Below are 5,356 nucleotides of genomic sequence, written 5' to 3'. Positions count from 1 at the left end.
AAACTGATTAAACTCTGTGATACTCTGTGTTACTCTGTGGTGAATAGCTCATTTATATATCTTAATCTTTTTTCTTCGTGTAACAATATAAATAGGATGATACGTCAGAGTGACATTTCCGTCCTCCCGTCTGAACTGTTCGGTATAGCTGTTGCAGAAAGTCTGTAACCGTCCCCGTGTCCATACTTTCTTTTCCGTTCCTGTCACTCCGGTTTCCTTCAGATGTTGCAACACCTGGAGTGGGGTGCTGAAGGGGAGGGAGACTATTTCCTCTTCAGCATACACAGTCTCAAAATGAGGAGCAAGGAGTTCTTTCAGCGCTTTTATGGGCAGATAATCAAGTCCATGTCCTGTGAGCGTGCGGATTTCGCGCATATTTTCAGTACCGAAGGTGCTGAAAGCCAGATAACCGTCTTCCGACAGGAAACGATGACAGCGGGCGAAGAACTCCTTCGGATCATTGAACCATTGCAAGGTAGAGCAGGAAGTGATTAAATCCGTCTTTTCGGGGAAGTCCAGCGCTTCAGCATCTCCGGGAATGAACCGCACGGTATCTTGTGGAAGCAAATCAGTGAGACACTCTTTCATCTCCGGACATAGATCGTTCAGCAGCAGGCTTTCCGGTTGCAACTTGTGCAGCAACAACCTGGAATAGCTGCCGGTACCACATCCGAACTCCACGATACGGCGAAAGAGCGGAGAAGCGCGCTCCGTCAGCAGTTGCAGCATTTTCTCGGCTACCTGCTGCTGTACGCGGGCTTCGTGCGAGTAAGTACCCCGTGCACGGGCAAATCGTTCCGCAATCAGTCTTTTGTCCATATTTCCTGTAAATAGTATCGGAACAGTTCTACTTGATAATGGGCATCTTCTGTGTAATGCACGCGTAAGGTTTTCCGGCTGATTTCCGCTTCTTTTCGCCAGGCATTCAGCTGATTATCGGGAGGAATGATGCGGTCGTTGTTTCCCACTACCGCCTGTTGCCAATAGAACGAAGTGGCGGGCAACGAGAGGTACATGCGTTCTATTTCCGCCAGTTCCTCTTTCAGCTCCTCCAGCGGCCGCCTGGGTGTAATGTTCAGGAACTCTTTGAAGGCCTCCCCGTTGAAGCACATTCTTCTCAGAAACTTATGCAGGGAAGGGCCGGTCAAACCTTCCAGGGTTCCGTGATAGATTGCAGTCGGAATGCCGTATGTATCATCAATAGGATAGGGGGTTCCATTGATGGCTATACTGTTTTTGATGATGAGAGCTGTATCCGTTTCCTGCAATTTACCCATTACTTGAGTTGCCGCCCATACTCCCATTGACCATCCGATGACATTGATTTCGCGGTATTCTTTCAGCAAGGAAGCATCAAACTCCAGTGTCCGGTAATCGTAGCAGAGCATGTAGTCACTGTCCGCAGGTTGATAATCTTTGAACGGGGTTTCGTCGGCTCCCCATCCGGCAAAGAATAGTAATAACCGGGGATGTCTGTCTTTTATGATATAAACTTGCTTCATAATTCTGTATCTTTTTTCTAAGGTACGCGGACAACACGGATGAAAAATTAAAAATCCGCGTTCGTCCGTTTCATCCGTGTCTTCCGCGTACCTGTATTATTATTATTTAATATATTTTACTAGCTTCCTGACTTCTTCCTCCCTTATTTCCGCTGTCAGCGAAAAGCGGATACGCGATGTCCCCTCCGGAACCGTAGGTGGCCGTACAGGCAAGGCATAAAAGCCATGCCGTTGCAACTCCTCGGCCTTCAGAATAGTCTCTGAGCTTTTTCCTACAATCATAGGAACTATGTAACTGGCACTCGGACACTCATACCCTTTCTCTTTCAGAGCCTCGCGAAGAATATTGCTGATATTTTCCAAATGTATTCTTCGCTCCCTGAAACCACCCAATCGGCGGATGATAAACAAAGTCCATGCGATATTTACCGGAGGAAGAGCCGTTGTAAAAATAAGTGTTCGCATTCTGTTCACTAGATACTCCCGGATGGTGCGTCGGCAAACGATGTATGCTCCGGTTGATGCGGCTGCTTTGCCAAAAGTGCCTACCAGAAAATCAATCTCCCGGATGCATCCGGTTTCTTCGGCGCAGCCCAGTCCTTGTTCGCCCCGTGCTCCGAAAGCGTGCGCTTCGTCCACGTAGAGCAATACGTTTTCGTACATCTGTTTCAGCCGTACCAGTTCTTTCAGATCGGCAGTATCTCCGTCCATGCTGAAAATACTTTCGGTGACGACAATCACCTGTCTGTATGCCGCATGATTTTCGGCGAGCAACCGTTCCAATTGTTTCAGATCATTGTGCCGGTAGCGGATACATTTGGCTGACGAAAGCCGGATGCCGTCGATCAGGCTTGCGTGTACCAGCTTATCCGCCAATATCAGTGTTTGCGTATCGCTCACGGCGGGCAGGATACCCGTATTGGCATGATAACCGCTGTTGAATACCAGTGCCGCTTCCGTTCCGAACAGTTGTGCAAGCGTCTGTTCCAGTTCCGCATAGACGGTGAAGTTACCGGTCAGCAGGCGCGATGAGGAAGAGGTGGGCAGAAAACTGTCGGCTGTCAGTTCTTGCAGAAACTCTTCCCGCAAGTTGCGGTCGGCAGCCAGCCCCAAGTAATCATTCGAAGAAAGATTCAGCATACGCTGTCCGCCTGCGATAACCTCCCGTCCTTCATGGATCAGGGCGGGCAGGGTTCGCAGGTTGCTGCGCTCTTTCAGTCCTTGCAGCTCTTGCTGCATTTGATCTGTTACATTCATCCCATTTCTCCTATAATCTTCAATAATCCGCTTGTCAGCTTTGTCAACTGCTCCGGCTCTATGATGAATGGTGGCATAATGTAAACCAGTTTGCCGAAGGGGCGCACCCAAATTCCTTCCTCCACGAACCGTTTTTGCATCCACGCCATGTCTACCGGGTCTTGTACTTCAATCACACCGATGGCGCCCAACACCCTCACATCTGCCACCTGTGGAAGTGCCAGCGCAGGTTCCAGTTCACGCCACAACTGTTCTTCAATGCGGCTCACTTTTCCCTGCCAATCGTATTCGGATGAGGTCAACAGGCGTATGGAGGCGCATGCCACTGCACATGCCAGCGGATTTCCCATAAATGTGGGGCCGTGCATGAAAGCTCCCGGTGCATGATTGGAAATTGAATCCGCCACTTCGTTTGTGGTCAGCACGGCGGACAGCGTCATGTATCCGCCCGTCAGCGCTTTGCCTATGCACATGATGTCCGGTTCCACGCCTGCATATTCCCAGGCAAACATCTTGCCTGTACGCCCGAATCCGGTGGCTATCTCGTCAAAGATCAGCAGAATGTTATATTCCTTGCATATTCTGGCGGCTTCACGCAAGAATTGCGGATGATAGAACCACATACCGCCGGCACCTTGAACGATGGGTTCCAGAATTAGTGCAGCCAGTTCTTCGTGATGCTTTTCCACAATGTCCAGCAGTTCCAGTGTGTCTTCGGCATTCCAGTCGCCATCAAAGCGCGATTGCGGACGGGAAGTGAAATACCGCACCGGCAATGCCGAGCCGAACAGGGAGTGCATTCCGGTCACCGGATCGCATACGGACATTGCGTTCCAGGTATCTCCGTGATACCCGCGACGGATGGTTACGAAATTACTTTTCTTTGCCAGATGTGCCCGTCCGGGAGCCGACTGACTTTTGGCATACCAATACTGTACAGCCATTTTCATGGCTACTTCCACAGCTACCGAACCGGAGTCGGCATAAAATATCTTTTGCATGGATGGCGGCACCAGTGGCAACAGTAGTTTGCCCAGTTCTATCGCCGGATCATGCGTCAGTCCGCCGAACATGACGTGTGACATCTTTTCCGTCTGTTCCCGGAGAGCCTGGTTCAGCACCGGATTGTTGTAGCCGTGCACCATGCACCACCAGGACGACATACCTTCTATGAGCACCTCTCCGTTTTCCAGTGTGATGGTTGCCCCGTCTCCCCGTTTCACTTTATACACCGGTAAGGGGTTGGTGGTCGATGTGTAAGGATGCCACAAATGTTCCCTGTCGAACTGTGAGTCGCTGAAGCGGTAGCCTGCATCTTCTATCAGTGCTTTGTCTTCTGAGACTTTCGATCCGAGGGTCGTGAGCAAATCTCCCACGATGGCGGAGTTCACACCTATGTACAAGGATTTTTTCACGGCTTCCTTTGTCAGTTGAGAGCGTCCGCCTGCAAAACGCAGGTAGGCTGTGGGGTTGATGAAGCGGAACAGGGCGATGGTGGTCAGCACTTCTTCCTCGGTCAGCCGGGACTGGCTTTCCAACGGTGTTCCCGGAATGGGTTGCAACAGGTTCAGCGGGATAGAGGGCACTTCCAGATCTCTCAGTGTAAAAGCGAATTCAATCCGCTGTCCGGCTGTTTCGCCCATGCCGATGATGCCGCCGCAACAAATATCCATTCCTACGCGACGGGCGGCTGCCAGGGTTTGTAGTTTTTCTTCCTGTGTGTGCGTGCTGCACAGGGTGGGGAAGTGGCTTGGGGCGGTTTCCAGGTTGCAGTGATAGCGCGTCACGCCTGCCGTATGCAAGGCACGCAGCTCGTCTTCATTCAGCAGTCCCAGCGAAGCGCAGAGTTGGATGGAGCTTTTCCGTCTCATATATCGGGCGGCTTCACACAGTTTCTCCATGTTTTTCCCCGAAGGCTTCCGCCCGCTGGTCACCAATGAGAAGCGGGCTACGCCTTGTGATTCGTTGTGCAGTGCATGGCGCAGGCACTCATCCTTATCCACCAGATCGTAAACATCCGCTTTCGTCTTATAGTGTGATGATTGTGCGCACCATTTGCAGTTTTCGGGGCAGCGGCCGGACTTTGCATTGATGATGGAGCACATATCGAACTCCTGCGATGCCCGTGCGGCGGTGATCTCGTGTGCCGCTTCATAGAGGGCTTCCTTATCCGGCTGTGTGGCCAACCATTCCGCTTCTGCCTGTGTGATGGGGACATCTTGCAGTACTTTGTTTTTCAATTCTTCTACTGTCATATTCTTACTAATTTAGCAAATTCATAGGAGTTATCATTTCATTAGGAATTAAAGGAGGTAAAGCCGATACTCCTGAAAAAAGATTTTTGGGAGCTACTTCCTTTACCTCTAAATACATGTGACGCGAATCGTGCAAATCTGAAAACAGCATTTGCATGATCCGCGTCACATGTGTTCCACTCTTATTTATAATGGTGTTTATATCCAACCCCTGTCTTGTTCTGAGATAGGGGGGATTTATATACTTTTTCCCTTTAGGACCGATTGTAGCCGGGCACAAAACAGGCATCAATCCTCTGAAACCGAAGATTTCGAGCTTTGTTTCCAATCCGTTCTCGCTTC

4 protein-coding genes and 1 pseudogene are annotated in these 5,356 nt (G+C 50.4%); all 5 read right to left on the bottom strand.

The genetic code is table 11. The features are described from left to right. Positions 1-48: 48 nt before the first annotated feature. Positions 49-819 (bottom strand): malonyl-ACP O-methyltransferase BioC, encoded by a 771-nt coding sequence (bioC, locus tag BACCELL_RS01275; protein ID WP_007209672.1) that lies wholly within the window; start codon positions 817-819, stop codon positions 49-51. Continuing rightward, positions 804-1,502: a pimeloyl-ACP methyl esterase BioG family protein gene (locus tag BACCELL_RS01270; protein ID WP_007209671.1), complete on the bottom strand. Its 699-nt coding sequence runs from the start codon at positions 1,500-1,502 to the stop codon at positions 804-806. Before BACCELL_RS01270 ends, bioC begins: the two co-directional genes overlap by 16 nt. 102 nt (positions 1,503-1,604) lie before the next feature. Continuing rightward, on the bottom strand, positions 1,605-2,759 hold the full coding sequence (locus BACCELL_RS01265; protein WP_007209670.1) for an 8-amino-7-oxononanoate synthase: 1,155 nt from the start codon (positions 2,757-2,759) through the stop codon (positions 1,605-1,607). Then, the gene (bioA, locus tag BACCELL_RS01260; protein WP_007209669.1) at positions 2,756-5,014 is read right to left on the bottom strand and encodes an adenosylmethionine--8-amino-7-oxononanoate transaminase; all 2,259 of its coding nucleotides are present in this window, start codon (positions 5,012-5,014) and stop codon (positions 2,756-2,758) included. The genes BACCELL_RS01265 and bioA overlap by 4 nt, the downstream gene beginning before the upstream one ends. Positions 5,015-5,021: 7 nt before the next feature. After that, positions 5,022-5,356 (bottom strand): annotated as a pseudogene (locus BACCELL_RS27080) (hypothetical protein); the annotation flags it as partial.

The organism is Bacteroides cellulosilyticus DSM 14838 (assembly GCF_000158035.1).
Lineage (GTDB): Bacteria > Bacteroidota > Bacteroidia > Bacteroidales > Bacteroidaceae > Bacteroides > Bacteroides cellulosilyticus.
The sequence above is the reverse complement of the archived record's forward strand: the minus strand, read 5'-3'. Positions and strand labels throughout refer to the sequence as shown.

Bases quoted from the DNA above. Each gene is read 5' to 3' on its own strand.
- bioA (WP_007209669.1), bottom strand. From the start codon at position 5,014: ATGACAGTAGAAGAATTGAAAAACAAAGTACTGCAAGATGTCCCCATC.
- BACCELL_RS01265 (WP_007209670.1), bottom strand. From the start codon at position 2,759: ATGAATGTAACAGATCAAATGCAGCAAGAGCTGCAAGGACTGAAAGAG.
- bioC (WP_007209672.1), bottom strand. From the start codon at position 819: ATGGACAAAAGACTGATTGCGGAACGATTTGCCCGTGCACGGGGTACT.
- BACCELL_RS01270 (WP_007209671.1), bottom strand. From the start codon at position 1,502: ATGAAGCAAGTTTATATCATAAAAGACAGACATCCCCGGTTATTACTA.